Here is a 25,244-nt window from a genome sequence, read left to right as displayed (position 1 = left end):
CTAGTTCTCGTCGTCCTTGTTGTCGACCTGATAGGAGAAGCCGAAGTTGAAGCCGCTGAAGAGCATCACGTCGGCCAGCTGGCGCATGGTGTCGCCGGCGCCGGTCAGGCCGCTGCGCGGCACGAAGAGCAGGTCGTCCGGCTGCAGGTAGGCCATGCTGTCGGCGTCGTTGTCGAGCAGCTCCTCGATGTCGTAGGTGCGCGACACCACCTTGTCGCCCTGGCGGTGCAGGACCAGCACCGAGTCCAGGTCGGCGGTGACCGGGTTGTGGCCGCGCGCCATGGTCAGCGCCTCGAGCACCGAAATCGGCCGGCGCACCGGATAGGCGCCGGGCTGGCCGACCTCGCCGAGCACGTAGACCTCGTTGGCGGCGGTGGCCTTGAGCAGCACGTCGACCTGGATCGGCCCGACCTCCTCGCGGTAGCGGTCGTTCAGCAGCTTCTCGAGTTCGTCGCGGCTCATGCCGCTGAGGCGGATGCTGCCGAGCATCGGGAAGGTGGCGCGGCCGTCGGCGCCGATGGTGATGTCCCGGCTCATCCCGCTGTTGGGGTTGAACAGGGTGTCGCGCAGGTGCTGGGCGCGGGTCTGCGCCTTGGCCACGGAAACGGTGATCAGCGGCGTGCGCAGGGTTTCCCGGTAGCGCTCGACCATCTGCGCCTGGGCTTCCTCGACGGTCAGCCCGGCGACCTTTAGGCTGCCGACGTACTCCAGGTTGACGGTGCCGTCGGGCATCACCGTCTTGCTGCCGCTCAGGCCCTTGGCGGTGACGAACTGGATTTCCAGCTGGTCGCCGGGCTGGATGCGGTAGGCGTTGGGCGAGTCCATCTCGATGTGGAAGATCACGTCGAGCACGTCCTGCGGGCGCAGCACCTGGGTCACCGGATCAGCTCGCTCTGCTTGGCCTGCTCCTCGGGGGCGGTGAGGATGTAGGCAGGAATCGAGCGCTGGTTGCTGCACCCGGCCAGGGCCAGGAAGGCGAGCAGGGGGAGTATGGGCTTGTGCATGGTGGCGTCCGTCCTGTGGGGGCGATCCTTGGTCAGAGCAACTTGTAGAGCCAGTTCGGCATGTAGAGCCGGCGGGCGTTGAACACGCTGCCGAGCAGCTTGGCGTTGGCCTGGCGCAGGCGTTGCACGGCGGCCTGGGCGACTTCCCAGCGGGTTTCCTCGGCGCGCACCACCAGCACCACGGCATCGGCCATGGCCGCCAGGGTCAGGCCGCTGTTGCCGCTGTAGACGGCCTCGGCGTCGATCACCACGAAGCGGTAGCGGCTGGCCAGGCAGCCCAGCAGGTCCTGCAGGTCCTCGGCGGTGAAGCGGCCGGCCGCCGGCGAGGGCTGGCCGAGCGGCAGCAGGTCGAAGGGCAGCTCGGGGTGCTGCTGGATGCAGTGGCGCAGCTCGCCTTCGGGGTTCTGGCTGTGCAGCAGTTCGAACAGGCCCGGGTCGGCGGCCATGCCCAGGCGCGAGCTGAGGCCGGTGGCCGAGGGGCTGGCGTCGACCAGCAGGAGCTTGCCCTTGGCCGACTGGGCCAGTTGCCGGGCCATGCTCAGGGCACTGGTGGTGGTGCCGCAGCCGCTGGTCGGGGCAATCATCAGCAGGGTCCGGCAGGTCTGGTCGAGTAGAGTGGCCGCCAGGTTGACTTCGCTGGGATTGAGGACGCGCTGGTCCTGTTCCAGCAAGAGCGCGGTTTGCTCGGAACGGAGCATGGTCATGGGCTGACTCCTGAGGCGTGCTGCCTGAAGGAAATGAAGGTTCAGCTGGCGCCGTGGCCGTAGAACACTTCGAGGGGGTTTTCAGGAGAATCCAGAGGTCCAGCAGGGGGCCCTGTCTGCGGATGTAGGCCATGTCGAGCTCGACCCGGTCGTCGAAGCCGACGTCGCTGCGTCCGGAGATCTGCCAGAGGCCGGTCATGCCGGGGTAGATGCTCAGCCGGCCGAGATGGTGCTGGCGGTAGCGGCTGGCGTTGAACGAGGTGGGCCGCGGTCCGACCAGGCGCATCTCGCCGCGCACCACGTTGAGCAGGTTGGGCAGCTCGTCCAGGCTGGTGCGGCGCAGCCAGCGGCCGATCGGGGTCACCCGCGGGTCGGCGTCGATCTTGAAGTCGATGGCGTCGGGGCCGTGCTTGTTGAGGTGGCGCAGCGACTCCTTCAGGGCCTCGGCATTGGCCACCATGCTGCGGAACTTGTACATGCCGAAGCGGCGCCCGCGAAAGCCGGTACGCTGCTGGACGAACAGTACGGGCCCCGGGCTACCCAGCTTGATCAGCAGGGCGATGCCGAGCAGCAGGGGGGAGAGCAGGAGCAGGAGCAGGAGGGCGGCGAGCGCTTCGGCATAGCGCTTGGTGCGCGACAGGGTCCAGGGGCGGCCGCCCTGGCGGCCGCTGAACCAGCCGTGGTTGTGGACCCAGAGCGCGTTCTCGATCTTCTCGCGCTGCGTGGGGTCGGTGCGTTTTTCCTGGAGCCTGTAGGGGTGGCTGTCCTTAGCGAAGCTGGGTTGTTGGAACGAGTTTCCCGGGGCATTCATTGCGCATTACCTCATGCGGCAGTCCCCCGTCCCTGGCGGCGGATGAAGTCGCCGCGGCATCGGGGCTGCCGATCCTGTAGTAGTGGCAAAACCAGGATACGAAGCGGGCGAGACCTTCTTCGAGACTTACCTGGGGCTGAAAGCCGGTGTCCCGTTGCAATTCCGAGACGTCGGCATAAGTGTCGAGCACGTCCCCGGGCTGCAAAGGCAGCAATTCTCGTAGGGCCTTGCGGCCCAGATGCCTTTCCAAGGTATCGATGTAGTCGGTGAGGGCGATCGGTCGATGCCCGCCGATGTTGTACAGGCGCCAGGGCGCCATGCTGCTGTCCGCCCGGGGCCGCTCGCGGTCCCAGTGCGGGTCGGGTTGGGGCGGCTGCGGCAGCAGTCGCACCAGACCTTCGATGATGTCGTCGATGTAGGTGAAGTCGCGCCGGTGCTGGCCGTGGTTGAACAGGCGCACCGGCTGCCCGTCGACGATGGCGCGGGCGAACTGGATCGGCGACATGTCCGGCCGGCCCCAGGGGCCGTAGACGGTGAAGAAGCGCAGGCCGGTGGCGGGAATGCCGAACAGGTGGCTGTAGCTGTGCGCCATCAGCTCGTTGGCCTTCTTGGTCGCGGCGTACAGCGACAGCGGGTGGTCGGCGTTGTCCTGCACGGAATAGGGGGTGTGCTGGTTGGCGCCGTACACCGAGCTGGACGAGGCGTAGACCAGGTGCTGCACCGGGTGCTGGCGGCAGCCTTCGAGAATGTTCAGGAAGCCGTTCAGGTTGCTCTGCACGTAGGCGTGCGGATGGCTCAGCGAGTGGCGCACGCCGGCCTGGGCGGCCAGATGCACCACCACGTCCGGGCGCTGGCTGGCGAAGAGTTCGGCGACGCCGGCGGCGTCGCCGAGATCCAGCCGCCAGAGCGGGAAGTCGCCGGCCTCCCGGCACACCCAGTGCACCCGGTCCTCTTTCAGGGCCGGGTCGTAGTAGTCGTTGAAGTTGTCCAGGCCGATGACCTCGTGGCCGTCGAGCAGCAGCCGGCGCACGCAGTGGGCGCCGATGAAGCCGGCCGCGCCGGTGACCAGGACCTTCATTGCGCTTCTCCCTGCGGGTCGACCTGCGGCAGGCCGATGCCCAGGTAGCGCAGGCCGGCGGCCGCCGCCTGCTGGGGCTGTAGAGGTTGCGCCCGTCGACGACCAGGCGGTCGCGCAGCTTGTGCGCGAGCATCTCGAAGTCGACCACCCGGAAAGCCTTCCACTCGGTACAGATGACCAGCGCGTCGGCGTCCTGCAGGGTGTCGTCGCGGGTGGCGCAGAGCACCAGGTCGTCGCGGTAGCCGTACAGGCGCCGGCATTCGGACATCGCCTCGGGGTCGAAGGCGCGCACCGTCGCGCCCTCGCGCCACAGCGCCTCCATCAGGTAGCGGCTGGGCGCCTCGCGCATGTCGTCGGTGTTCGGCTTGAAGGCCAGGCCCCAGAGGGCGATGGACTTGCCGGACAGTCCCTCGGGATAGAGCTTCTGCAGCTTGTGGAACAGTACCAGGCGCTGCGTCTCGTTGACCTCCTGGACGCTCTGCAGCAGGCGCAGCGGCTGGCCGGTGCTGCTGGCGGTGTGCAGCAGGGCGCGCAGGTCCTTGGGAAAGCAGGAGCCGCCGAAGCCGCAGCCCGGGTAGATGAAGTGGTAGCCGATGCGCGGGTCGGAGCCGATGCCCTTGCGCACCGCCTCGATGTCGGCGCCCAGGGTTTCGGCCAGGTTGGCCAGCTCGTTCATCAGGCTGATGCGCGTGGCCAGCATGGCATTGGCGGCGTACTTGGTCAGCTCCGCGCTGCGGTTGTCCATGAAGATCAGCTTGTCGCGGCTGCGGCAGAAGGGCGCGTAGAGCTCGGCGAGCTGGGCGCGGGCCTGCTCGTCCTCGCTGCCGACGATGATGCGGTCGGGGCGGATGCAGTCGTTGACCGCGCTGCCCTCCTTGAGGAATTCCGGGTTGGAGACCACGCGGACCGCCAGATGGCCCTTGCCCAGGCGGTCGAGCTCGTCGCGGGCGACCGCCTCCACCTGGCTGGCGGTACCCACCGGCACGGTGGATTTGATCACCAGGGTGCGGTCGGCCTGCATGTGGCTGGCGATCTCGCGGGTCACCCCCAGCACGTGGCGCAGGTCGGCGGAACCGTCCTCGTCCGGCGGAGTGCCGACGGCGATGAAGATCAGCTGGCCGTGGATCACCGCATCGCTGGCCTGGGTGCTGAAGGACAGCCGGCCTTCGCGCAGGTTGTCATCGATCATGGCGGACAGGCCGGGTTCCTGGATGGGCGGAACCGCCCGCTGCAGCTGTTGGATCTTCAGCTCGTCGATGTCGACACAGAGAACCCGGTGGCCGACGTCGGCCAGGGCCGCAGCCTGCACCAGGCCGACGTATCCGGTACCGAAAACGCTCACGTCCATGTTTGGCGTGCCTCGTTGTTGAGGGGAAATGCGGTAATGATACAGGTATAGGCGGTCGCACAAGGACACTGTCAAGCAAGTGGGGCGATATCTGTTTGCCATTGTTTAGATGGCATTATGGTGGCCGCCTGTCCCCTGTAACCTATTCAATTCCTTATATTTTTCTGGGCTGTTGGAGTATTGGTTAGGAGCGGGAAATTATCATTTCAGCCGACGGGCGGTATGCCGCGAGCCAAGCGGAAACAATCGGGAAACTTGGAGATTTGCGGCTTTCTTCCTAGAATTTCCCTGCGAGTCGAGCCCTTGTGGCGCCTTTACCGACTCCGAGGACTGGCTGTAGGCCAGCTCTGTTTCCTGCCATGGCCAGCCGAGATGCCCGATTTCGATTTCACTCAACGTTTTCTCTTCGATGACACCGATGTACGCGGAGAACTGGCCGATCTGCGCGGCAGCTATGCCGAGGTGCTGGCCAAGCACCCCTATCCCGAGCCGGTCGCCCAGCTGCTCGGCGAGATGCTCGCCGCCGCCGCGCTGCTGGTCGGCACCCTCAAGTTCGATGGCCTGCTGGTGCTGCAGGCGCGTTCCCCGGGCGCGGTGCCCCTGCTCATGGTCGAGTGCTCCAGCGACCGCGAGGTGCGCGGCATCGCCCGCTACCACGCCGAGCAGATCGAGCCCGGCGCCGGGCTGCGCGAGCTGATGTCCGAGGGCCTTTTGACCCTGACCATCGATCCCGCCCAGGGCCAGCGCTACCAGGGCATCGTCGAACTGCAGGGCGAGAGTCTGGCCGACTGCCTGTCCGGTTATTTCGCCAATTCGGAACAGCTGCCGACGCGTTTCTGGCTCAATGCCGACGGCCGGCGCGCCCGCGGTTTCCTGCTCCAGCAGCTGCCCGGCGATCGCCAGAAAGACGCCGAGGCGCGTGCGGCCAGCTGGGAGCACCTAGTCACCCTGGCCGACACCCTGACCGCCGAGGAGCTGCTCGGGCTGGACAACGAAACCCTGCTGCGCCGGCTCTACCACCAGGAAGCGGTGCGCCTGTTCGAGCCGCTGCCGCTGCGTTTCCGCTGCAGCTGTTCGCGCGAGCGTTCGGCGAACGCCCTGTCCAGCCTGGGGCATGCGGACGCCGAGCAGCTGCTGCGCGAACGCAGCGGCCTGGTGGTGGTCGACTGCCAGTTCTGCAACCAGCGCTACGAGTTCGATGCCAGCGACATCGCCCAGCTGTTCGCCGGCGGCGGCAGCGAAGGGCCTTCGGCTACCCGGCATTGAGCGGCCGGCCGCCTGCGACCGGGCGGCCTGGATACAAGGAATTTTCCGCGAAGGGCTTGCTCTGACAAGGCCGGGGAGCAGCTTTCCCGCGAAAAATCCCGGCCGTGCCGGCCCTCGGCAAGGATTGGCACGGTCGAGCCGGTGGCTTATGGAACCTTTGCCAGACTAGCGGCTCCTACTGTGTCGTCGGCTTTTCTGGTATGATCGACGCACTTTTTTTATTTTTTCTCTGTAGCGCGACCGGATGTCGCGCTACAAAAAACGTATGGAGGAATCGGCCACAAGCCGATGGGACGCACATGACGCAAGCCATTCAAGCCGTGTTTACCGACATCAGCGCTGCCCAACTGGTAGAAGAAGCCATCCGCCGCGGAGAAGGCGAGCTGGCCGCCAACGGTTCGCTGGTGGTTCGGACCGGCCATCGCACCGGGCGATCCCCGAGCGACCGCTTCATCGTCGAGGAGCCGGGTACCCAGCACAAGATTGCCTGGGGCAGCATCAACCGTCCCTTTCCCAACGACAAGTTCGACGCCCTCTGGCAGCGTGTCGAAGCCTATCTCGCCGAGCGTGATCGCTTCGTTTCGCACGTCCATGTAGGTGCCGATCCCGAATACTACCTGGCGGTCAAGATGACCACCGAAACGGCCTGGCACAACCTGTTCGGCCGCTGCCTGTTCATCAATCCGGACAAGTTCAACCCCAGCGGCAAGAGCGAGTGGCAGATCCTCAACGCGCCCTATTTCGAGTGCGTGCCGGAACGCGACGGTACCAATTCCGACGGCTGCGTGATCATCAACTTCGCCGCCAAGAAGGTCCTGCTGGCCGGCATGCAGTACGCCGGCGAGATGAAGAAGGCGATGTTCTCCGTGCAGAACTTCCTGCTGCCGGAGGTCGACGTGCTGCCGATGCACTGCGCCGCCAACATGGGCGAAGAGGGCGACGTGACCCTGTTCTTCGGCCTGTCCGGTACCGGCAAGACCACCCTGTCCGCCGACCCGAGCCGCTACCTGATCGGCGACGACGAGCACGGCTGGGGCGTGGGCACCGTGTTCAACATCGAGGGCGGCTGCTATGCCAAGTGCATCGACCTGTCCGAGAAGAACGAGCCGGTGATCTGGAAGGCCATCCAGTTCGGCGCCGTGCTGGAGAACGTGGTGCTCGACGAGCGTTCGCGCCAGCCCGACTACGCCGACAGCAGCCTGACCCAGAACACCCGCGCCGCCTATCCGCGCGAACTGATCGAGAAGCGCGTGGCGGACAACCGCGCCGGCGAGCCCAATGCGGTGATATTCCTCACCTGCGACCTGACCGGCGTGCTGCCCCCGGTGTCCATTCTCGACAACGAGCAGGCGGCCTACCACTTCCTGTCCGGCTACACCGCGCTGGTCGGCTCCACCGAAATGGGTTCCGGCGGCGGCATCAAGTCGACCTTCTCCACCTGCTTCGGCGCGCCCTTCTTCCCGCGTCCGGCCGGCGAGTACGCCGAGTTGCTGATCAAGCGCATCCAGGGCTACGACTCCAAGGTCTACCTAGTCAACACCGGCTGGACCGGTGGCGGCTACGGCATCGGCAAGCGCTTCAACATCCCGACCACCCGCGGCGTGATCGCGGCGATCCAGAGCGGTGCACTGATCGGCGTCGAAACCGAGCGCCTGCCGATCATCAACCTGGACGTGCCGAAAGTCGTGCCGGGAGTCGACACCGAGCTGCTCAACCCGCGCAACACCTGGGCTGACAAGAGCGCCTACGACGAGGCGGCGCGTACCCTGGCCAGGCAGTTCATCGAGAACTTCAAGAAGTTCGACGTCTCCGACGCCATCCGCGACGCCGGCCCGCTGCTGTAAGCTGCGGCGTCTGCTGAAGAAGCCGCCTCCGGGCGGCTTTTTCATGGCCGCCTGCCCGAGGCTCGCCTGTTATGCTCAGAAGCGGTATCTCGATGGAGTGAAGCATGGGCATGGAGCAGGGCGCCTTGCAGCTCTTGGGCTATTTGCTGGCGCTGATCCAGGTGCTGGGGTGGCTGCGGCCGTCCATGCAGTATTCACCGTGCGCACCGCCCAGGGCGCCATCGCCTGGGCCATTTCCCTGCTGTTCATGCCCTATCTCACCCTGCTGCCCTACCTGATATTCGGTCGCAGCCGTTTCGATGCCTACATCGAGGCGAGGCGCCAAGCCGACCTGCAGATGCACCGGGCGATGGCCGAGCTGGACTGGCGGCCCTGGGTCGAGGAGGCCCTGACGGCCCATGACAGCGAGGCGGCCCAGAACCTCAAGGTGTTGGCGCGCCTCGGCCGCCAGCCGCCCCTGGCGAACAACCGGGTGCGCCTCCTGATCGATGGCGAGGAGGCCTTCGCAGCGATCTTCGAGGCCATCGCCCAGGCGCGTCAGGTGATCCTGCTGCAGTTCTTCATCGTCCGCGACGACCGTCTCGGCCGGCGCCTGCAGCGTCTGCTGCTGGAGTTGGCGGCCAGCGGCGTGCAGGTGTTTTTCCTCTACGACCGCATCGGCTGCCACGCCCTGCCGCGCCACTATGTGCAGCGCCTGCGCGAGGGGGGAGTGGCGATGCATGCCTTTTCGGTCTCCGCACACAGCGGCTTGCTCAACCGTTTCCAGCTGAATTTCCGCAACCACCGCAAGCTGGTGCTGGTCGATGGACAGCGTGGTTTTCTCGGCGGCATGAACATCGGCGACGACTATCTCGGGCGCAATCCGCACCTCTCGCCCTGGCGCGATACCCAGGTGGAGCTGAGCGGCCCCGTGCTGGCCTGCCTGCAGGAGTCTTTCGCTGAGGACTGGTTCTGGGCCACTCGCCAGTTGCCGCCGTTGCTGCTGCCGGAGCGCTATCCGGCTGGCGGGGTGCTCTGCCAACTGGTCGGCAGCGGCCCGGCCGATCCCCAGGAGACCGGCTCGCTGCAATTCGTCGCGGCGATCAATGCGGCGCGCCGGCGGATCTGGCTGGCCAGCCCCTACTTCGTGCCCGACGAGTCGGTGTTCGCGGCCCTGCGCCTGGCGGCGCTGCGTGGGCTGGAGGTGCGCCTTCTGCTGCCGGCGCGGGCCGATCATCGGGTGGTCTATGCCGCCTCCAGCCTGTATGCCTTCGAGGCGCTCGAGGCGGGTATCCGGGTATTCCGCTACCTGCCGGGCTTCATGCACCAGAAGGTACTGCTGATCGACGGCGATACCGCGGCGGTGGGTAGCGCCAACCTGGACAATCGCTCGTTCCGGCTGAATTTCGAGCTGACCCTGTTCACCGTCGATGCCGCCTTCGCTGGGGAGGTGGAGGGCATGCTGCAGGAGGATTTCCGCCGCTCCCGAGAGCTGGACAGGGAGGAGAGTCGCCAGGCGCATCGGCTGAAGCGGCTCGGCATGCGGGTGGCGCGACTGATTTCGCCGATCCTCTGAATACGAAAGAGCCCGCCATGGGGCGGGCTCTTTCTGCGTCAGGTGGTCGTCGGCTCAGTCACGATGGCGACGGTGATGCTTGTGCTTGTAATGGCCGCGGTGGTAGCCGTTGTCATGATGGTGATGGTGGTGCTCGACATAACGGCGGCCACCGCGACCGCCGTGGTCGTCGTCGTCATCGTCGCCGTAGGCGTTACCCAGGGCACCGCCGCCGGCGCCGCCGAGTGCAGCACCGATCACGCCGCCGGTACGGCCGCCGACCGAGTTGCCGACGACGTTGCCGCCGGCCGCGCCGAGCGCGCCGCCGATGGCCGCTTCGGTCCGGCTGCGGCGGTCAGCGCCGATGCCGGCGCCGGCTGCACCGCCGACGCCCGAGCCGATTACTGCGCCGGTGGAGCCGCCCAGGGCGCCACCGACAACCGAACCCAGTGTACCGCCCAGTGCGCCGCCGACAGCTGCCTCGGTGTTGCCGCCAGCGAATGCCGCGCCGCTGGCCAGGCCGAGAGAGAGCAGGAGTATGGGTGCGTACTTCATGACGAGGAGAACCTCAGTGGTGATGACGAGGCGATCCTCGCTGTCATGAAGGCGTCTTGCAAGCATTTTCTGCCGATCTGCAGATATTTTTATTGCTTTGTAACCTGTTGTTTGTTAAGGGGAACTTTCTTCAAGCGGGACGGTCGATCTAATTCTAGGGATTGACTTCACGGGCTCTTTTCGGTGTCCCGCGAACACCGTCCTCCCGTCCGTGCATCCCCTTGGCGGGCGTTCAACAAAGCCCTTCGCACAAGGCCGGATAACTTTCCACGGCGATGAACTCTTCGGTGTCCTTCGGCCCCTGCCGGCTGTCCGGCTGGCGCACGGCCAGCAAATAGGCGATGCCGTAGCGCCGGGCGCTGCGCAGCACCGGCAGGCTGTCGTCGATGAACAGCGTACGCGCCGGGGCAAAGCCGAAGTCCTGCTGCAGGGCGAACCAGAACTGCTGGTCCTCCTTGGGAAAGCCGTAGTCGTGGGCGCTGATCAGACGGTCGAACCAGGGGGCCAGTTCGACCCGCTCCAGCTTCAGCGACAGCGAGTCGCGGTGCGCGTTGGTGATCAGCGCGACGCGCTTGCCGGCCGTGCGCAGCGCGGCGAGGAAGCGGTCGGCGTCCGGGCGCAGGGCGATCAGGTGGGCGACTTCGCGTTTGAGTTCGACTATCGGCAACTGCAGTTCGGCGCTCCAGAAGTCCAGACAATACCAGGTCAGCCGGCCGGCATGCTCGCGGAACAGCGGCAGCAGCTCCGCTTCGGCCATGGTGCGGCTGATGCCGTGGTGCTCGGCATAGCGCTGCGGCAGGTGTTCCAGCCAAAAATGGTTGTCGAAATGCAGGTCGAGCAGGGTGCCGTCCATGTCGAGCAGGACGGTATCGAGTTCGCTCCAGGGGAATGGGGACATGGCGGCTCTTGTCGGGTGAAGGCTTCGGGAAGCGTGACATGCACGGGACCTGCGCGCCATCGGCCAAGGACGAGCCGCGCCGCAAGCCGGGGTATGATACCCAGTCACAGGGCTCCAGAAGAACGTCAATCGGGCCTCCCATCCAGTCGAGGAATGACTATGCGCCAGAAACCCACCGTACTCGCTCGAGCGATCGTCGCGACCAGTCGCCTGTTTCGCGTCGAGGAACTGCAGCTGCGCTTCAGCAATGGCGTCGAGCGCACCTATGAGCGTCTGGTGGGTACCGGCAGCGGCTACGGCGCGGTGATGGTCGTTGCGCTGATCGACGACCAGCACGCCCTGCTGGTCGAGGAATACTGCGCCGGCACCGACGATTATCAGCTGTCCCTGCCCAAGGGGCTGATCGAGCCGGGTGAGGACATTCTGGTGGCGGCCAACCGCGAACTGAAGGAGGAGGCCGGCTACGGCGCCCATTACCTGGAGTACCTCACCGAGCTGTCCCTGTCGCCCGGCTACATGACCCAGAAGATCCAGGTGGTGTTGGCCCGCGACCTGTACGAAAAGCGCCTGCCGGGCGACGAGCCGGAGCCGATGCGGGTCGAGCGGGTCAACCTGCGCGAGCTGTCCGGTCTGGTCCGGCATCCGCAATTCAGCGAGGGCCGCGCCCTGGCCGCGCTCTATCTGGCACGCGATCTGCTGGTCCAGCGCGGAGTCCTGGCCCTATGAGCGGCGTCCCGTTCGCCCCGCTGATCGATCTGGTGCGCCAGGCCGGTGCCGCCATCCTGCCGTACTGGCACATGAGCCTCGAGGTTCACGAGAAGGATGACGCCTCGCCGGTGACCGCCGCCGACCTGGCCGCACATCGGGTCCTCTGCGCCGGATTGCAGGCGCTCGAACCGGCGATCCCGGTGCTTTCCGAAGAGGATTGCGCGATTCCCCTGACCGAGCGCGCCGGCTGGCGTCGCTGGTGGCTGGTCGACCCGCTGGACGGTACCAAGGAGTTCATCGCCGGCAGCGAGGAGTTCACCGTCAACGTGGCGCTGATCGAGGCGGGACGGGTGCTGTTCGGCGTGGTCGGCGTGCCGGCGACCGGTTGCTGCTACTTCGGCGGCGCCGGGCTCGGTGCCTGGTGCAGCGACGGGCCGGGCCTGCAGCGGCCGATCGGCGTGCGCAGCGCACCGGGCGAGGCCTTCACCGTGGTCGCCAGCCGGCGGCACAGCAGCCCGGCCCAGGAACGTCTGTTACAGGGGCTCGGTACGCGCTTCGGCAACCTGCAGCTGACCAGCGTCGGCAGCTCGCTGAAGTTCTGCTTGCTCGCCGAGGGGCGTGCCGACTTCTACCCGCGCCTGGCACCGACCTCGCAGTGGGACACCGCCGCCGCCCAAGGCGTGCTCGAGGGCGCCGGCGGCGAAGTGCTGGATCTGCAGGGCCGGGCGCTGGACTACGCGGCGCGCGCCGATTACCTCAACCCGTCGTTCCTGGCCCTGCCGCGGATGGCCGACTGGCGCGGCGGGCTGCTCGAACTGGCGCGGACACTGGAGTGAGGGGAGGGCGGGGACGCGGGACCCCGCCGGGTGAGGCGTGCCTCAGTCGAGCATGTCGCTGAAGCGTTCGTCCTTTTTGAAGCGGATCGCCTGCCTGAAGCCGGGTACCTTGATCCCTTCCTCGCTCAGTTCTATGGCGTGGTCGTCGATCATGTCCTGGCCGAAGTTGTAGAGGATGTCGAAGCGCCCCTGCAGGACCTGCTCGTCGTAGCGACGGGCGGCTTCGCGGGTGGCCTCGCGGCGTGCGCAGTAGTCGGCGAAGGCCGCCTCGCCGTGGCGCTTGCGCAGCATCCTCTCGGCGATCCGCGGCGACAGCAGCACGCCGGTAGCGTTGTTGCCGCCGAAGCCCTTGGAGTTGATGAAGCAGACATCCAGGTCGTCACGGGGCACGTCGCGGGTGGACAGGCGCAGGTGCTCGTCGTGGATGTCGTCGGCGAAGCGGTCGACGGTCTTGATGCCCGGCAGCAGGCCGTACTTGAAGGTGCCGAGCGCGGAGATCAGTTGGTCGCCGCTGGCAGTGGCCAGGGAGTGGCCGACATAGGCCTTGACCGCGGCGACCGGCCAGTCGGCGATGCCGAAGGCTCCGGCGACGCGGTCCAGGAGCTCCGATTCGGTGACCCGGTTGGCCGGCGTGCTGGAGCCGTGGGCATGGATGAAGCTGCGCTGGCGCACGCCGTCCTCGCCGACCAGTTGCATCGCGCTGGCCACTGCCTTGGCGACGGTCAGGTAGTTGCCCGGGCCGGGGGCGGAGATGGACTTCTTGAAACCGTCGGCATTGACGAACACGTCCGGCACCGCGCCGTGGATATCGGCACCCAGCTCCAGGGCCAGGGCGTCGTCCATCAGCACCACGTACTGGGCCGCCTCGGCCAGCGTGAACCCGCAGTTGGCGCCGAAGGGTCGGCTGGCGCGGCGGAAATCCACCTCGTCGCGGCCTTCGATGTGGCGCAGGCCTTCCTCGGTGGCCAGGGCGCCCATGGCCGCGTAGCCCTCGACGATCTCCGGGGTGATCGGCGCTTCGGCGTTGCCGACGACGACTACCCGCGCCTGGCCGGAGGTGATGACGTCGATGCCCTTCTGCAGGTTGTAGAGGAAGGTGGCGCAGGCGCCGGTGATGCTGCCGGTGGTACCGACGCTGCCCAGCACGTAGGCGTTGATGAAGTCGGTGGGCATGCTGTTGAAGCCCAGCGGCAGCTGCTTGGCGGAAACGCGATGCCCCTTCAGGCGCGACTGCAGAAGGCCGCCGTAGCCGTTCTCGTCGAGCTGGCTCATGATGCTGCCGGAGAACACCGCCACTTCGTCGGGCTGCACGTGGTCGAGGATGGTCTGCCAGTCGAGGCCGGTGGAGCGCAGTGCGTCGGTGGCGGCCACCACCGACAGCTGCAGGCCGCGCGGGTGGAAGCGTGAGTTGTAAAGCTCTCCCGGCTCGAAGCCGGTGGGCAGCTGGCCGGCGGATTTCACCGGCAGCTCGCGGTAGCTGTCGACCTTGAATTCGCAGCTGCCCTGGATGGTCACCCGTACCTGGCTGCCTTCGAGGGGCTCGACGCTCCAGTTGGCCGGCAGCGGTTCCGGCAACTGCTTGGCACTGGTGGTGAAGTGCAGCGGCTCGGCTTCGCCGGACAGCGTCAGGCTCTTGTGCCAGTGGGCGGCGTCGACGTCGAAGTGCTGCTTCTCGATGCGCCGGATCAGGGTGGCGGCGAGGATCTGCTCGCCGTGGCGGTGCTCGATCTCCGCCGGGGTGAGAGGCGAGCCATCGCTGTCGCGGTATTCGCCGTCGACCACGCTCACCAGCTTCATCATCACGGCCAGTCCGGCGAGGGTCTCCTGGCGGGTCTGGGGGGCGAGGGACTCGATGACGGTGCGACGGAAACCGTGGTGGAAGGAGCTGCGACCGGCTGAGTTGTAACCACCAAAACCAACGATGACAGGTAAGCGAGACATAGCTCGGAAAACTCCTCACGCAAGAGAATTGCAGGCTCCGGAATTGGGGGCCGGTCACTGCCAGATTGCCGATCCGTGGTGCGGTCCGGGGTCCGGGCCTGTCGGATCGGCCACGCCGAAGCGGAATTTGGGATGTCCATGTTGACGCGATCGTCAAGGATCGAGTCACGATCTCCGCAGGGCGCTCGTCGCTTGACGTACACGGCGGCCTGGGCTGGAGGCATCGATGGGCGATCTTAGCCGATTGTAGCCCTCGGCTGCAGAGGGGGAAGGCAACGACCGCCGCCAGTGTGACGGCGGTCGTCGGGGCGTCACAGGCCGGCGGCGGCGCGCAGCGCCTCGGCCTTGTCGGTGCGCTCCCAGGTGAAGGCGGTGAAGGTGTCGTCGCCCACGGTCATCTCGACCGGGGTGCGGCCGAAGTGGCCGTAGGCCGCGGTCGGACGGTACATCGGGTGCAGCAGGTCGAGCATGCGGGTGATCGCGTACGGACGCAGGTCGAAGTGCTCGCGGACCAGTTGGACGATGCGCTCGTCGCTGATCTTGCCGGTGCCGAAGGTGTTGACCGAGATGGAGGTCGGTAGGGCCACGCCGATGGCGTAGGACACCTGGATCTCGCAGCGCTCGGCCAGGCCGGCGGCGACGATGTTCTTGGCCACGTAGCGGCCGGCGTAGGCGGCCGAGCGGTCGACCTTGGACGGGTCCTTGCCGGAGAAGGCGCCGCCGCCGTGGCGGGCCATGCCGCCGTAGGAGTCGACGATGATCTTGCGGCCGGTCAGGCCGCAGTCGCCCACCGGGCCGCCGATGACGAACTTGCCGGTCGGGTTGATGTGGAACTGGGTGTCTTTGTGCAGCAGCTCGGCCGGCAAGGTGTGCTTGATGATCAGCTCCATCACCGCTTCCTGCAGGTCGCGCTGGCTGATCTCCGGGTTGTGCTGGGTGGACAGCACCACCGCGTCGATGCCGACCACTTTGCCATGCTCGTAGCGGCAGGTGACCTGCGACTTGGCATCCGGGCGCAGCCACGGCAGCAGGCCGCTCTTGCGCGCCTCGGCCTGGCGCTCGACCAGGCGGTGGGACAGCACGATCGGCGCCGGCATCAGCACGTCGGTCTCGTTGCTGGCGTAGCCGAACATCAGGCCCTGGTCGCCAGCGCCCTGGTCTTCCGGCTTGGCGCGGTCGACGCCTTGGTTGATGTCCACCGACTGCTTGCCGATGATGTTGACGATGCCGCAGGTGGCGCCGTCGAAGCCGACGTCGGAGCTGTCATAGCCGATGTCGACGATCACGTCGCGCACCAACTGCTCGAGGTCGACCCAGGCGGAAGTGGTGATCTCGCCGGCGACGATGGCCACCCCGGTCTTCACCAGGGTTTCGCAGGCCACGCGGGCGTGCTTGTCCTCGGCGATGATGGCGTCGAGCACCGCATCGGAGATCTGGTCGGCGATCTTGTCCGGATGGCCTTCGGACACGGACTCGGAGGTGAAAAGGGAATATTCGCTCATCGATCGGTTCCTGTTGTTTACCGGTGGCTGAGTCGGCCTCGCGGCCGTGTCATGCAATGTTCAATGGGGGGCGCTGTCGTTCGTCGGCGTCCGTCGGAGGCTTGGCGAAGTGCCGCATCTGGATCTGGAAACCGTTGCGCAGGCCGATGTACAGGCTTTCGCCGGGCTCCAGGCCGGCCTCCGCGGCCCAGCGCGCCAGCTCCTCCTGGTCGAAGCCGAGCCACAGGTCGCCACAGGCCTCCCGGGCCCAGGCCTGGTCGTGGCGGCACAGCTCGGTCAGCAGCAGGCTGCCGCCCGGCCTGACCCGTGCGGCGAGCCGCTTCAGCGCTTCGGCCGGCGCGGCGAAGTGATGCAGCACCATGTTCAGCACCACGCAATCGGCACGCTCCTGTTCGTCCTGCAGCGCATCGGCGAGTTTCAGCTCGACGTTCTCCAGGCCGTCCCGGGCGCAGCGCTGGCGCGCCAGTTCGAGCATCGCCGGGCTGTTGTCCAGGGCCGTCACCTTCGCGAAGCGCCGCGCCAGCTCCGGCAGCAGGGCGCCGTCGCCGGGGCCGACCTCCAGCGCGCAGGCCGAGTCGGCGAAGCCCAGGGCGTCGAGCAGGGCCAGCAGGCTGTCGCGGTACTGCGGCAGGCCGGCGATCAGGTCCTGCTGGGCCTGGAACTTGTCCGCCATGCGGCTGAAGAAGTCGCGGCTGATCGCGGCCCGCTGGGCATGCACTTCGCCGATCCGCGCACGGATGGCGTCCTCCAGCTCCAGGGCGTCGACCTCCGCCAGCAGCGCCGTGCGCAGCATGCCGCCGAAGCCGGCGGCGGCCGGCAGGGCGCGGCGGTAGAAGATCGCGTTGCCCTCGCGGCGCGTCGCCACCAGCCCGGCCTGGGCCAGCACCTTGAGGTGGTGGCTGATGCCCGACTGGCCGATGGCGAAGATCTGCGCCAGTTCCAGCACGCCGAAGGAGTCGCTGGCCAGCACGCGCAGTACCTTCAGGCGCAGCGCATCGCCGCCGGCTTTGCAGAGGGCGGCCAGCTCGTCGCAGTCGTCGTTGCGGCGGAGGGTGGGGACACGCAGGTTCATGGGGCAGGCAGTCTAGTCGGTCGATTTTCGTCCAGCAAGGCTGTATCAAAAAGTTTTGATATTGCAGTCGGCGCTCACGGAAAAGGGGGCGTTCGTCAGGCGCGTGGGCAGGATGGCAGGCGGGGCTGAATCAGGCTGCTAATCTGGCGGGTTATGGCCACTTCGACCATCTGCGATTGCCGCTGCCCGTGCGGCTGGGCGAAAATAGCCGACTTTTTCGATTCAGTACCCCCCGCAGGAGATTCAGCGATGCCCAGCCGTCGTGAGCGTGCCAATGCCATTCGTGCCCTCAGCATGGATGCCGTGCAGAAAGCCAACAGCGGCCACCCCGGCGCCCCCATGGGCATGGCGGATATCGCCGAAGTGCTGTGGCGCGACTATCTCCGCCACAACCCGGGCAACCCGCTGTGGGCCGACCGCGACCGTTTCGTGCTGTCCAACGGCCATGGCTCGATGCTGATCTACTCGCTGCTGCACCTGACCGGCTACGACCTCTCCATCGACGACCTGAAGAACTTCCGCCAGCTTGGCAGTCGCACCCCGGGCCACCCGGAGTACGGCTACACCGCCGGCGTCGAGACCACTACCGGGCCGCTCGGCCAGGGGCTGGCCAACGCCGTCGGCCTGGCTGTGGCGGAGAAGGTGCTGGCCGCTCAGTTCAACCGGCCCGGGCACCGCATCGTCGATCACTACACCTACGTGTTCCTCGGCGACGGCTGCCTGATGGAGGGTATCTCCCACGAGGTCTGCTCGCTGGCCGGCACCCTGGGCCTTTCCAAGCTGATCGCCTTCTACGACGACAACGGCATCTCCATCGACGGCGAGGTGCATGGCTGGTTCACCGACGACACCCCGGCGCGCTTCGAGGCCTACGGCTGGCTGGTGATCCGCAACGTCGACGGCCATGATCCCGCCGAGATCAGGACTGCTATCGAGACCGCGCGCAAGAGCGAGCGGCCGACCCTGATCTGCTGCAAGACGGTGATCGGCTTCGGCTCGCCGAACAAGCAGGGCAAGGAGGAGTGCCACGGCGCCGCACTGGGCGCCGAGGAAGTCGCCCTGACCCGTGCCGCGCTGGGCTGGAGCCATGCGCCCTTCGAGATTCCCGCCGAGATCTACGCGGAGTGGGACGCCAAGGCTGCCGGCACTGCCCGCGAGACCGACTGGAACCAGCGCTTCGCCGCCTACCAGGGCGAGTACCCGGAGCTGGCCGCGGAGTTCCTGCGCCGCAGCCGCGGCGAGCTGCCGGAGGACTTCGCCGTGCGGGCTGCCGAATACATCGCTGAAGTCGCCGCCAAGGGCGAAACCATCGCCAGCCGCAAAGCCAGTCAGAACGCACTGAACGCCTTCGGCCCGTTGCTGCCGGAGTTCCTGGGCGGCTCGGCGGACCTGGCCGGCTCCAACCTGACCCTGTGGAAGGGCTGCAAGGCGCTCAAGGCGGACGACGCCTCCGGCAACTATCTGCACTACGGCGTGCGCGAGTTCGGCATGAGCGCGATCATGAACGGCATCGCCCTGCACGGCGGCTTCATTCCCTACGGCGCCACCTTCCTGGTGTTCATGGAATACGCCTGCAACGCCGTGCGCATGGCCGCGCTGATGAAGCAGCGCGTGCTGTTCGTTTACACCCACGACTCCATCGGCCTTGGTGAGGATGGCCCGACCCACCAGCCGGTCGAGCAACTGGCCAGTCTGCGCAGCACGCCGAACCTCGATACCTGGCGTCCATGCGACGCGGTGGAGTCTGCGGTGGCCTGGAAAGCCGCCATCGAGCGCCAGGACGGCCCGAGCGCCCTGGTGTTCAGTCGCCAGAACCTGCCGCACCAGGCGCGCGATGCCCGCCAAGTGGCCGACATCGCCCGCGGCGGCTACGTGCTCAAGGACTGCGCCGGCGAGCCTGAGCTGATCCTCATCGCCACCGGCTCGGAAGTCGCCCTGGCCGTACAGGCCTTCGACAGGCTGAGCGCCGAGGGCCATCGGGTGCGCGTCGTCTCCATGCCCTCGACCAGCGTATTCGACCGCCAGGACGCCGCCTGGAAACAGGAGGTGCTGCCGCTCCAGGTCGGTGCGCGGATCGCCATCGAGGCCGCCCATACCGACTTCTGGTACAAGTACGTCGGCCTGGATGGACGCATCGTCGGCATGACCAGCTTCGGCGAGTCCGCCCCGGCCGGCGCGCTCTTCGAGCACTTCGGTTTCACCCTCGACAACGTGCTGGCCGTCGCCGGGGAACTGCTCGAGGACTGATGCAGACCAAGGGTGGACGAACTTGGTCGTCCACCCCAGCCAGCCCGATTCTCCGCAGTGTGGAAAGCCCGCGTGGCGGTTTTCCACTCGCCCAGCCCGGCAAAGAACGCTCATGTCCATCCGTCCATACAAAATCGCCCTCAACGGCTATGGCCGCATTGGCCGCTGCGTTTTGCGTGCCCACTATGAGCGGGGCGCGTCGTCGGAGTTCCGCATCGTCGCGCTCAACGATCTGGCCGATCGGGCCAGCATCGAATACCTGACCCGCTTCGACTCCACCCACGGCCGCTTCCCTGGCGAGGTGTGGGTGGAGGGCGACCGGTTATGTCTGAACGGCGACAGGCTGCAGGTACTGCGCGTCTCGACGCCAGAGGGGATCGACTGGAGGGCGCTGGACGTCGATCTGGTGCTGGAGTGTTCCGGCGTCTATCACAGCCGCGCCGACGGCGAGCGCTTTCTGCGCGCCGGCGCGCCGCGGGTGCTGTTCTCCCAACCGATGGCCAGCGAGCACGACGTCGACGCCACCATCGTCTATGGGGTCAACCAGCAGCGCCTCGAAGGCGGCGAGCTGCTGGTTTCCAACGCCTCCTGCACCACCAACTGCAGCGTGCCGCTGCTCAAGCTGCTGAACGAGGCCATCGGTCTGGAGTACATCTCCATCACCACCATCCATTCGGCGATGAACGATCAGCCAGTGATTGATGCCTACCACCACGAGGATCTGCGCCGCACGCGCTCGGCCTTCCAGTCGGTGATCCCGGTGTCGACCGGCCTGGCCCGCGGCATCGAGCGCCTGCTGCCGGAACTTTCCGGACGCATCCAGGCCAAAGCGGTGCGCGTGCCGACGCTCAACGTCTCCTGTCTCGACATCACCCTGCAGACCGCCCGCGACACCTCGGCCGAGGAAGTCAACCGTGTGCTGCGCCAGGCCGCCGAGCAGGGTCCGCTCAAGGGATTGCTGGACTACACCGAATTGCCCCACGCCAGCTGCGATTTCAACCATGACCCCCATTCGGCCATCGTCGATGGCAGCCAGACCCGCGTTTCCGGCCCCCGGCTGGTCAACCTGCTGGCCTGGTTCGACAACGAGTGGGGCTTCGCCAACCGCATGCTCGACGTCGCCGCGCACTGGCTGAGCGTCGCTGCAGCAAGACAATAAACTCCCTGCCTCTCTGGAAGGACCGACTGCATGACCGTGTTGAAGATGATCGACCTCGACCTCAAAGGTAAGCGCGTACTCATTCGCGAAGACCTCAACGTGCCGGTGAAGGACGGCGTGGTGAAGAGCGACGCGCGTATCCTCGCCTCGCTGCCGACCATCAAGCTGGCGCTGGAGAAGGGCGCGGCGGTGATGGTCTGCTCGCACCTGGGCCGGCCGACCGAGGGCGAATTCTCCGCCGAGAACAGCATGCAGCCGGTCGCCGACTACCTGAGCAAGGCCCTCGGCCGCGAGGTACCGCTGCTCAAGGACTACCTCGACGGCGTGGAGATCCAGTCGGGGCAGGTGGTGCTGTTCGAGAACGTGCGTTTCAACAAGGGCGAGAAGAAGAACGCCGACGAGCTGGCGCAGAAGTACGCCGCCCTCTGTGACGTGTTCGTGATGGACGCCTTCGGCACCGCCCATCGCGCGGAAGGTTCGACCCACGGCGTCGCCAAGTTCGCCAAGGTCGCCTGCGCCGGCCCGCTGCTGGCCGCCGAGCTGGAGGCGCTGGGCAAGGCGCTGGGCAACCCGCAGCGCCCGATGGCTGCCATCGTCGCTGGTTCCAAGGTGTCCACCAAGCTCGACGTGCTCAACTCCCTGAGCCAGGTCTGCGACCAGCTGATCGTCGGTGGCGGCATCGCCAACACCTTCCTCGCCGCGGCCGGCCACAAGGTTGGCAAGTCGCTCTACGAGGCCGATCTGGTCGACACTGCCAAGGCCATCGCCGCCAAGGTCAGCGTGCCGCTGCCGGTGGACGTGGTGGTTGCCAAGGCCTTCGCCGAAGACGCCGAGGCCATCATCAAGGCCATCGACGAGGTAGCCGACGACGATATGATCCTCGACATCGGCCCGCAGACCGCCGCGCAGTTCGCCGAACTGCTGAAATCTTCCAAGACTATCCTGTGGAACGGTCCGGTCGGGGTGTTCGAGTTCGATCAGTTCGGCAATGGCACCAAGGTTCTGGCTCAGGCCATCGCCGCGAGCCCGGCCTTCTCCATCGCCGGTGGTGGCGACACCCTGGCGGCCATCGACAAGTACGGTGTGGGCGAGAAGATCTCCTACATTTCCACTGGTGGTGGCGCTTTCCTCGAGTTCGTCGAGGGCAAGGTGCTGCCGGCCGTGGCGGTGCTGGAAGAGCGCGCCAAGGCTTGAGTAACGTAGGGTGGGAACGGCACAGCCTTATCCACCTCATGGCTACGGTGGAAAGTCGCTGCGCGAGTTTTCCACCCTACGCCCGGCTCCGGGCACTTGAACCCAGCCCGTTCCTGCGGTCAGCCGGGCAGCGATCAAACGATCATCATTAGGGAGTACAAAGATGGCACTTATCAGCATGCGTCAGCTGCTGGACCACGCCGCCGAATTCGGCTATGGCGTGCCGGCCTTCAACGTCAATAACCTCGAGCAGATGCGCGCCATCATGGAAGCGGCCGACAAGACCGATTCGCCGGTGATCGTCCAGGCTTCTGCCGGCGCACGCAAATACGCCGGTGCGCCCTTTCTGCGCCATTTGATCCTCGCCGCCATCGAGGAATTCCCGCATATCCCAGTGTGCATGCACCAGGACCACGGGACCAGTCCGGATGTCTGCCAGCGCTCCATCCAGCTGGGCTTCAGCTCGGTGATGATGGACGGCTCGCTGCGTGAGGACGGCAAGACTCCGGCCGACTACGAGTACAACGTGCGAGTGACCAAGCAGACCGTCGCCTTCGCCCATGCCTGCGGCGTGTCCGTGGAGGGTGAGCTGGGCTGCCTGGGCAGTCTGGAAACCGGCCAGGCCGGCGAGGAAGACGGTGTCGGCGCCGAGGGTACCCTGGACCACAGCCAGATGCTGACCGACCCGGAAGAGGCCGCGCGCTTCGTCCAGGAAACTCAGGTCGACGCCCTGGCCATCGCCATCGGTACCAGCCATGGCGCCTACAAGTTCACCAAGCCGCCGACCGGTGACATCCTCGCCATCGAGCGCATCAAGGAAATCCACAAGCGCATTCCCGATACCCACCTGGTGATGCACGGCTCCAGCTCCGTGCCGCAAGACTGGCTGAAGGTGATCAACGAATACGGCGGCGACATCAAGGAAACCTACGGCGTGCCGGTCGAGGAAATCGTCGAGGGTATCAAGTACGGCGTGCGCAAGGTCAACATCGACACCGACCTGCGCCTGGCCTCCACCGGCGCGATTCGCCGCTTCATGGGCCAGAACCCCAGCGAGTTCGACCCGCGCAAGTACCTGGCCAAGACCGTCGAGGCCATGCGCGACATCTGTATCGCCCGCTACGAAGCCTTCGGCACTGCCGGCCACGCCTCGAAGATCAAGCCGATCTCCTTAGAAGGCATGTTCCAGCGCTATGCCAAGGGCGAGCTGGCGGCGAAGGTCAACTGACCAGTGCGCACGCTCCGTTGACAACGCAGGGCCCGCTTCGTGCGGGCCTTGTGCTTTGTAAGGGAAGGGAACGGCTCTGCGGGATATTCACGAACTGTCAAATAATATGCTTTGGGGTTGGCCTTCTGGAGAGGGACTGGCTGAGCCTTGTAATTCATGAGCAATCTTGTATGTTGCTACCTTTTCCTTTTGTGGCTGATGGGTTCTCATGAGGTCGATTGAAGAGCAGTTGGCGCTGATCAAGCGCGGTGCAGAGGAAGTATTGGTCGAAGCGGAGCTGGTCGAGAAGCTCAAAAGCGGCCAGCCGTTGCGGGTTAAGGCTGGTTTTGATCCTACTGCTCCGGATCTGCACCTCGGGCATACCGTACTCATTAATAAACTGCGTCAGTTTCAGGATCTAGGTCACCAAGTAATTTTTCTCATTGGCGACTTCACTGGGATGATTGGTGATCCCAGTGGTAAAAGCGCCACTCGCCCGCCTCTGACTCGTGATCAAGTGTTGAAGAATGCTGAGACTTACAAGTCACAAGTTTTTAAAATCCTTGATCCGGAAAAAACGGAGGTAGTATTCAATTCTGCCTGGATTGAGACGTTAACTCCTGCTGACTTTGTCCGGCTTACTTCTCATTGCACGGTGGCTCGTATGCTCGAGCGTGACGATTTTAGCAAGCGCTATGCGGCTAATCAGTCAATTGCAATTCATGAGTTTCTTTATCCGCTGATGCAGGGATACGATTCGGTCGCTTTGCATGCCGATGTTGAATTGGGTGGTACGGATCAGAAGTTCAATTTGCTAATGGGGCGTGAATTGCAGCGCGCCTACGGCCAGAAGACCCAATGCATAGTCACTATGCCTCTTCTTGAGGGGTTGGATGGCGTGAAGAAAATGTCTAAGTCATTGGGTAACTATGTTGGTATTCAGGAGTCGCCTGGTGTTATGTATGGCAAGTTGGTGTCGATTCCCGATTCCTTGATGTGGAGATATTTCGAGCTTCTGAGTTTTCGCTCGATGGATGAGATCAATGCCTTTCGATCCGATATTGATCGGGGGGCAATCCGCGGGATATTAAAATCAAGTTAGCGGAAGAAATAGTTGCTCGCTTCCATGGCGAAGAGGCAGCTGCTAATGCTCATCGTGCGGCTGGAAACCGCATGCGAGCAGGCGAGCTGCCTGAGGATTTGCCTGTGATTGAGTTGCTCTCAACAGAGGATATGCCAATCGCTGCTGTGCTGAATAAGTCAGGCTTGGTCAAGAATGCTGCTATGGCACGTGATCTGCTCGGTTCTGGAGGGGTGCGAGTGGATGGTGGGGTGGTTGATCGGGGCTTCGTGTTTCAGCGAGGTACAGAGCATGTCTGTCAAGCGGGTAAGAAGGCTTTTGCCAAGATTATTCTGAAGGCAGAGTGATTGCCTGGCACTCAGCCTTGAGTTCCGCTACTTCCTGGCCATCATTGAGCAAGCCGCGCAGTCCGATTTGGTATTGCTCTTGATGCTGGACAACTCCAGTGCCCACAAGATGAGTGGGCCTGACTGGGGCTGGTGGGTCTGGAGGTCAGTGACTATGACCTTATCTGTAATGGGTTCTGGGCATGGGGCCTGCTGATCTGTCGCTCGGGTTGATAGAGAACTGGCCTATTTCACCATTTGGGCACCGGCTGGGACCTTTTTGGAGAGGCTGGCCTGGGTAGAGGGTCATCGCTGGTCGATCGAGAGCGCTTTTGAAGCAGTCAAAGGCGAACTGGCTTGAATTACAGCGAGACTTGTTCCTGGCATGGCTGGCATCGCCATGTGTCGCAGGTGATACTGGCCTTTGCCCTGTTGGCCTGAGTGTGGCCTCAGGCCAACACCCTGGCTCCCCAAAAAACTATCCAGCGGCTGATAGTCCTGATATACCCGAATTGATTCACTGGTTCATGCGGGAAATCCGGCGCATCGCTGCCCGACTGGCGTAACGGCAAATTGCGTCGGATCACATCATGGCTTGGTCGCTCTAGAGCCTGTTATTAACCCGTTCGTTTCTTGATCAGCCGAGTGTTGCCAAGGCCTTGAGAGCAGTCGGCAACATCAGGCAAACAAAGGCTATGAAGTGAAAGTCCGCCAGCGTCGAGGCCAGGCGCTCGTAATCCCGACTCAGTCTTCGAAAGCGGGCCATCCAGCCGAAGCTGCGCTCGACCACCCAGCGCCGGGGCAGCAGGATGAAGCCCTTCTTCGCTTCCGTGTGCTTGATCACTTCCAGCTGGATGCCATGCGCCTCTGCCTGCCGGGCCGCCGACTCGCCGCTGTAGCCCTGGTCGGCGAAGGCAACCTCCACCGCC

General features: G+C 65.3%; 16 protein-coding genes and 6 pseudogenes (1 of these 22 only partly in view). 11 read left to right on the top strand and 11 right to left on the bottom strand.

The window, feature by feature from the left end; translation table 11 throughout:
- The 5 genes and pseudogenes from Atro_RS11030 to Atro_RS11010 all read right to left on the bottom strand — a co-directional run bounded on the left by Atro_RS11030 (nt 1) and on the right by Atro_RS11010 (nt 4,945).
- Nucleotides 1-1,004: pseudogene (locus Atro_RS11030) on the bottom strand (polysaccharide biosynthesis/export family protein).
- Between the two features lie 32 nt (nt 1,005-1,036).
- The gene (locus Atro_RS11025; protein ID WP_497922260.1) at nt 1,037-1,708 is read right to left on the bottom strand and encodes a CpsD/CapB family tyrosine-protein kinase; all 672 of its coding nucleotides are present in this window, start codon (nt 1,706-1,708) and stop codon (nt 1,037-1,039) included.
- 41 nt (nt 1,709-1,749) lie between these two features.
- Nucleotides 1,750-2,417, bottom strand: a pseudogene (locus Atro_RS11020) (sugar transferase).
- A gap of 58 nt (nt 2,418-2,475) precedes the next feature.
- On the bottom strand, nt 2,476-3,597 hold the full coding sequence (locus Atro_RS11015) for an NAD-dependent epimerase (RefSeq protein ID WP_497922258.1): 1,122 nt from the start codon (nt 3,595-3,597) through the stop codon (nt 2,476-2,478).
- Nucleotides 3,594-4,945 (bottom strand): annotated as a pseudogene (locus Atro_RS11010) (UDP-glucose dehydrogenase family protein). Before Atro_RS11010 ends, Atro_RS11015 begins: the two are co-directional and overlap by 4 nt.
- Nucleotides 4,946-5,317: 372 nt before the next feature.
- Between Atro_RS11010 and hslO the strand changes: the two are divergent.
- The 3 genes and pseudogenes from hslO to cls all read left to right on the top strand — a co-directional run bounded on the left by hslO (nt 5,318) and on the right by cls (nt 9,610).
- Complete coding sequence (gene hslO, locus Atro_RS11005) at nt 5,318-6,211, top strand: Hsp33 family molecular chaperone HslO (protein WP_497922256.1); 894 nt, start codon at nt 5,318-5,320, stop codon at nt 6,209-6,211.
- Between the two features lie 299 nt (nt 6,212-6,510).
- Nucleotides 6,511-8,055, top strand: coding sequence for a phosphoenolpyruvate carboxykinase (locus Atro_RS11000; RefSeq protein ID WP_497922255.1), 1,545 nt, complete (start codon nt 6,511-6,513; stop codon nt 8,053-8,055).
- 110 nt (nt 8,056-8,165) lie between these two features.
- A pseudogene (cls, locus tag Atro_RS10995) lies at nt 8,166-9,610 on the top strand (cardiolipin synthase).
- 54 nt (nt 9,611-9,664) lie between these two features.
- On the opposite strand, the gene Atro_RS10990 reads toward cls, so the two are convergent.
- Both Atro_RS10990 and yrfG read right to left on the bottom strand, forming a co-directional pair.
- On the bottom strand, nt 9,665-10,144 hold the full coding sequence (locus Atro_RS10990; RefSeq protein WP_497922253.1) for a glycine zipper domain-containing protein: 480 nt from the start codon (nt 10,142-10,144) through the stop codon (nt 9,665-9,667).
- A gap of 232 nt (nt 10,145-10,376) precedes the next feature.
- Nucleotides 10,377-11,042, bottom strand: a complete 666-nt coding sequence (gene yrfG, locus Atro_RS10985; protein WP_497922251.1) for a GMP/IMP nucleotidase — start codon at nt 11,040-11,042, stop codon at nt 10,377-10,379.
- A gap of 159 nt (nt 11,043-11,201) precedes the next feature.
- Here yrfG and nudE point away from each other — a divergent pair, with 159 nt between their 5' ends.
- Together nudE and cysQ are read left to right on the top strand one after the other, a co-directional pair.
- Complete coding sequence (gene nudE, locus Atro_RS10980; protein ID WP_497922250.1) at nt 11,202-11,768, top strand: ADP compounds hydrolase NudE; 567 nt, start codon at nt 11,202-11,204, stop codon at nt 11,766-11,768.
- Nucleotides 11,765-12,586: a 3'(2'),5'-bisphosphate nucleotidase CysQ gene (gene cysQ / locus Atro_RS10975; protein WP_497922248.1), complete on the top strand. Its 822-nt coding sequence runs from the start codon at nt 11,765-11,767 to the stop codon at nt 12,584-12,586. The genes nudE and cysQ overlap by 4 nt, the downstream gene beginning before the upstream one ends.
- A 42-nt stretch (nt 12,587-12,628) precedes the next feature.
- Here the strand turns inward: cysQ and Atro_RS10970 are convergent, their stop codons facing one another.
- The 3 genes from Atro_RS10970 to Atro_RS10960 form a co-directional block, all read right to left on the bottom strand.
- Nucleotides 12,629-14,527 carry a beta-ketoacyl synthase gene (locus tag Atro_RS10970; RefSeq protein WP_497922246.1) on the bottom strand — a complete coding sequence of 633 codons (1,899 nt, stop codon included), beginning with the start codon at nt 14,525-14,527 and terminating at the stop codon, nt 12,629-12,631.
- A 311-nt stretch (nt 14,528-14,838) separates the two neighbouring features.
- Nucleotides 14,839-16,029, bottom strand: a complete 1,191-nt coding sequence (gene metK, locus Atro_RS10965) for a methionine adenosyltransferase (protein ID WP_497922245.1) — start codon at nt 16,027-16,029, stop codon at nt 14,839-14,841.
- 49 nt (nt 16,030-16,078) lie between these two features.
- Nucleotides 16,079-17,101, bottom strand: coding sequence for an ArsR/SmtB family transcription factor (locus tag Atro_RS10960; RefSeq protein WP_497922243.1), 1,023 nt, complete (start codon nt 17,099-17,101; stop codon nt 16,079-16,081).
- 249 nt (nt 17,102-17,350) lie between these two features.
- Here Atro_RS10960 and tkt point away from each other — a divergent pair, with 249 nt between their 5' ends.
- From tkt to Atro_RS10930, 6 genes and pseudogenes are all read left to right on the top strand, one after another.
- Complete coding sequence (tkt, locus tag Atro_RS10955; protein WP_497922241.1) at nt 17,351-19,348, top strand: transketolase; 1,998 nt, start codon at nt 17,351-17,353, stop codon at nt 19,346-19,348.
- A gap of 112 nt (nt 19,349-19,460) precedes the next feature.
- Nucleotides 19,461-20,507 carry an erythrose-4-phosphate dehydrogenase gene (epd, locus tag Atro_RS10950; RefSeq protein WP_497922239.1) on the top strand — a complete coding sequence of 349 codons (1,047 nt, stop codon included), beginning with the start codon at nt 19,461-19,463 and terminating at the stop codon, nt 20,505-20,507.
- A gap of 30 nt (nt 20,508-20,537) precedes the next feature.
- A complete protein-coding gene (locus Atro_RS10945; protein WP_497922237.1) occupies nt 20,538-21,701 on the top strand; it encodes a phosphoglycerate kinase in 1,164 nt (387 codons plus the stop codon).
- Between the two features lie 163 nt (nt 21,702-21,864).
- Nucleotides 21,865-22,929 (top strand): class II fructose-bisphosphate aldolase, encoded by a 1,065-nt coding sequence (gene fba, locus Atro_RS10940; protein ID WP_497927592.1) that lies wholly within the window; start codon nt 21,865-21,867, stop codon nt 22,927-22,929.
- 208 nt (nt 22,930-23,137) lie between these two features.
- Nucleotides 23,138-24,336: pseudogene (tyrS, locus tag Atro_RS10935) on the top strand (tyrosine--tRNA ligase).
- A gap of 171 nt (nt 24,337-24,507) precedes the next feature.
- Nucleotides 24,508-24,831 (top strand): annotated as a pseudogene (locus Atro_RS10930) (IS701 family transposase); the annotation flags it as partial.
- Between the two features lie 121 nt (nt 24,832-24,952).
- Here the strand turns inward: Atro_RS10930 and Atro_RS10925 are convergent.
- Nucleotides 24,953-25,244: the end of an IS5 family transposase gene (locus Atro_RS10925; RefSeq protein ID WP_497927591.1), read on the bottom strand. Its footprint extends 524 nt past the window's final position; the window shows 292 of its 816 coding nt (coding positions 525-816); its start codon lies off the right edge, out of view — the gene reads right to left on this strand; its stop codon occupies nt 24,953-24,955.

The organism is Azotobacter tropicalis (genome assembly GCF_059739045.1).
The sequence above is the reverse complement of the archived record's forward strand: the minus strand, read 5'-3'. Positions and strand labels throughout refer to the sequence as shown.

Excerpts from the sequence above, each read along its gene's own strand:
- Atro_RS11025 (WP_497922260.1), bottom strand. The coding sequence starts at position 1,708 with ATGACCATGCTCCGTTCCGAGCAAACCGCGCTCTTGCTGGAACAGGAC.
- Atro_RS11015 (WP_497922258.1), bottom strand. The coding sequence starts at position 3,597 with ATGAAGGTCCTGGTCACCGGCGCGGCCGGCTTCATCGGCGCCCACTGC.
- hslO (WP_497922256.1), top strand. The coding sequence starts at position 5,318 with ATGCCCGATTTCGATTTCACTCAACGTTTTCTCTTCGATGACACCGAT.
- Atro_RS11000 (WP_497922255.1), top strand. The coding sequence starts at position 6,511 with ATGACGCAAGCCATTCAAGCCGTGTTTACCGACATCAGCGCTGCCCAA.
- Atro_RS10990 (WP_497922253.1), bottom strand. The coding sequence starts at position 10,144 with ATGAAGTACGCACCCATACTCCTGCTCTCTCTCGGCCTGGCCAGCGGC.
- yrfG (WP_497922251.1), bottom strand. The coding sequence starts at position 11,042 with ATGTCCCCATTCCCCTGGAGCGAACTCGATACCGTCCTGCTCGACATG.
- nudE (WP_497922250.1), top strand. The coding sequence starts at position 11,202 with ATGCGCCAGAAACCCACCGTACTCGCTCGAGCGATCGTCGCGACCAGT.
- cysQ (WP_497922248.1), top strand. The coding sequence starts at position 11,765 with ATGAGCGGCGTCCCGTTCGCCCCGCTGATCGATCTGGTGCGCCAGGCC.
- Atro_RS10970 (WP_497922246.1), bottom strand. The coding sequence starts at position 14,527 with ATGTCTCGCTTACCTGTCATCGTTGGTTTTGGTGGTTACAACTCAGCC.
- metK (WP_497922245.1), bottom strand. The coding sequence starts at position 16,029 with ATGAGCGAATATTCCCTTTTCACCTCCGAGTCCGTGTCCGAAGGCCAT.
- Atro_RS10960 (WP_497922243.1), bottom strand. The coding sequence starts at position 17,101 with ATGAACCTGCGTGTCCCCACCCTCCGCCGCAACGACGACTGCGACGAG.
- tkt (WP_497922241.1), top strand. The coding sequence starts at position 17,351 with ATGCCCAGCCGTCGTGAGCGTGCCAATGCCATTCGTGCCCTCAGCATG.
- epd (WP_497922239.1), top strand. The coding sequence starts at position 19,461 with ATGTCCATCCGTCCATACAAAATCGCCCTCAACGGCTATGGCCGCATT.
- Atro_RS10945 (WP_497922237.1), top strand. The coding sequence starts at position 20,538 with ATGACCGTGTTGAAGATGATCGACCTCGACCTCAAAGGTAAGCGCGTA.
- fba (WP_497927592.1), top strand. The coding sequence starts at position 21,865 with ATGGCACTTATCAGCATGCGTCAGCTGCTGGACCACGCCGCCGAATTC.